The sequence below is a fragment of the Aeromonas sp. HMWF014 genome (genome assembly GCF_963878295.1).
Lineage (GTDB): Bacteria > Pseudomonadota > Gammaproteobacteria > Enterobacterales > Aeromonadaceae > Aeromonas > Aeromonas popoffii.
This window is the reverse complement of the sequence record NZ_CAWNYS010000546.1, coordinates 1-1669: the sequence shown is the minus strand read 5'-3', so window position 1 is coordinate 1669 and position 1669 is coordinate 1. Positions and strand designations below refer to the sequence as shown.

At 59.0% G+C, this 1669-nt stretch carries 2 protein-coding genes; both read right to left on the bottom strand.

Annotated elements, in window-relative coordinates:
• Positions 1–490, bottom strand: a 490-nt coding sequence (locus AAC083_RS21235) for a tyrosine-protein kinase family protein (RefSeq protein ID WP_108535551.1), incomplete at its 3' end; no start/stop codon positions are given.
• A 1-nt stretch (position 491) separates the two neighbouring features.
• The coding region (locus AAC083_RS21230; protein WP_181364601.1) for an SLBB domain-containing protein at positions 492–1669 on the bottom strand (1178 nt) is incomplete at its 5' end.

The window sequence follows — 1669 nt, the reverse complement described above, 5'->3', positions numbered from 1 at the left end:
CCCTTTGCACCATGGCAGTCGGTGTAACCCCGGCCAACACAACCAGCACAGCGCCCTCGCAAGCCCCGCAGACCTGATCTGCCGGGATATTGCCCCGGTTGAGGGCATTGAGGGGGGAAGTATCAAAGAGCACCACGTCATAATGTTCGAGCCAGCGAACCAGCAGTTGGCGCAGGGTATCCTTGTTGCGAAAAGCCATCAAATCCTTACCGGGTGCCGGCAGCACCGCAAGGAAGTGGCCCCGACTCAGCGGCTCCGGTACATCGTTGGGCCCCCAGGCCTGGGTTGCGGGGCGACCGGGGTGATACAGGTTGAGATCCACCAGCAGTGTGTTGAGCCCGTCCGCTTCTGCTCGCCGGGCCAGCGCCTCACAAATGGTGCTGACCCCTTCCCCCCCTTCGGCCGAGGTCACCGCCAATGAGCGGATCCCACGACCCAGGGTGGCAGCATAGAGCGACTCCAGTTCAAGGTACTGGATTGGAATACTCATCTCACAGGGTTCCCATCAGAGCGACCACCGAGATAGTGGTGAGAATGTCCCGCATTCCCTCCATGAAGATGGCCCAGTTACTGCTCTTGCTATCTGGGATGAAGACTGTGTCTCCTACCCGCAGCACCGGTAGCTTGCTGAAATCAGGCTCCTTGGCAAAACCGTCCAGATCGAAGGTACGAGCCTGATCCCCCTGCCCGCTCACAGCCATGTTGATCACCACAATCTTCTTGATGTAGGCAGAGCTGGTTGGCCCACCGGCCTCCGCCAGCAGATCCAACAGGGTCATGGAAGAATTGAAGCGATAGCGGCCGGGTCGGGCAACAGCCCCTAGCACCCGTATGGTGTCCTCCTTGGGTTCATCAAGCCAGGGGCGGTTTTTCTCCGGCAAGTAAATGGAGTCACCTGGCAGCACCTTGGGCAGCAGGGTTTCATCACCGGTCTCGAAGTAAAGGGCCAGATCCAGCTTGCTCACCCGTGCCGTACTACCATTGCGATGGGCGATGCGTACATTGCGCAAGTCCGCCATGGCGCTAGGACCATCGGCCGCGGAGAGTATGTCGATAAAACCCATCTGATCGTTGAAAGCGTAGCGACCGGGAGCGCCAACCTGGCCGAATATATAGATGGAACTGTCCGGTGACTGGCGTACCCACTGAGATTTGTTGTCGCTGGGATCGGTGGGCAGCTCGGGGATCATGATGGTAAAGCCGGCATGGATCGTTGGCAGGCTGGCGAGCGCGCCCCCCTGATGCAGAAACTTGTCGAGATCGAAGAGGGTCGGAGTTGCCATCCCCCCATCCGCCTTCAGGATCTGTACTTTGGCAATGTCGGCGCGCTCATTGGGGCCACCGGCATGGGCAATCAAATCAAGCAGAGACATCTCATCAGACCATTCATAACGACCCGGTATACGTACCGCCCCCATCACCATCACCGCCCGTCCGGGTGCCACTTTTAACCAGGACTTCTCGTTAATATCGGTCTTTTCCGGGACAAAAATCGCGTCGCCGGGTTTGATTTGAGGCAGCGCCTTTTGCGTACCTTCGGTGTAAGCCTGCAGATCGATCGGTTCGACCGACCCATCGGTGCGCAGTAAGCGGATTTGGCGACTCTCGGCATAGCGGGTCGGACCGCCAGCGTTGGCCAATATGTCGAGGAAGGAGTCCCCCTCCCGCC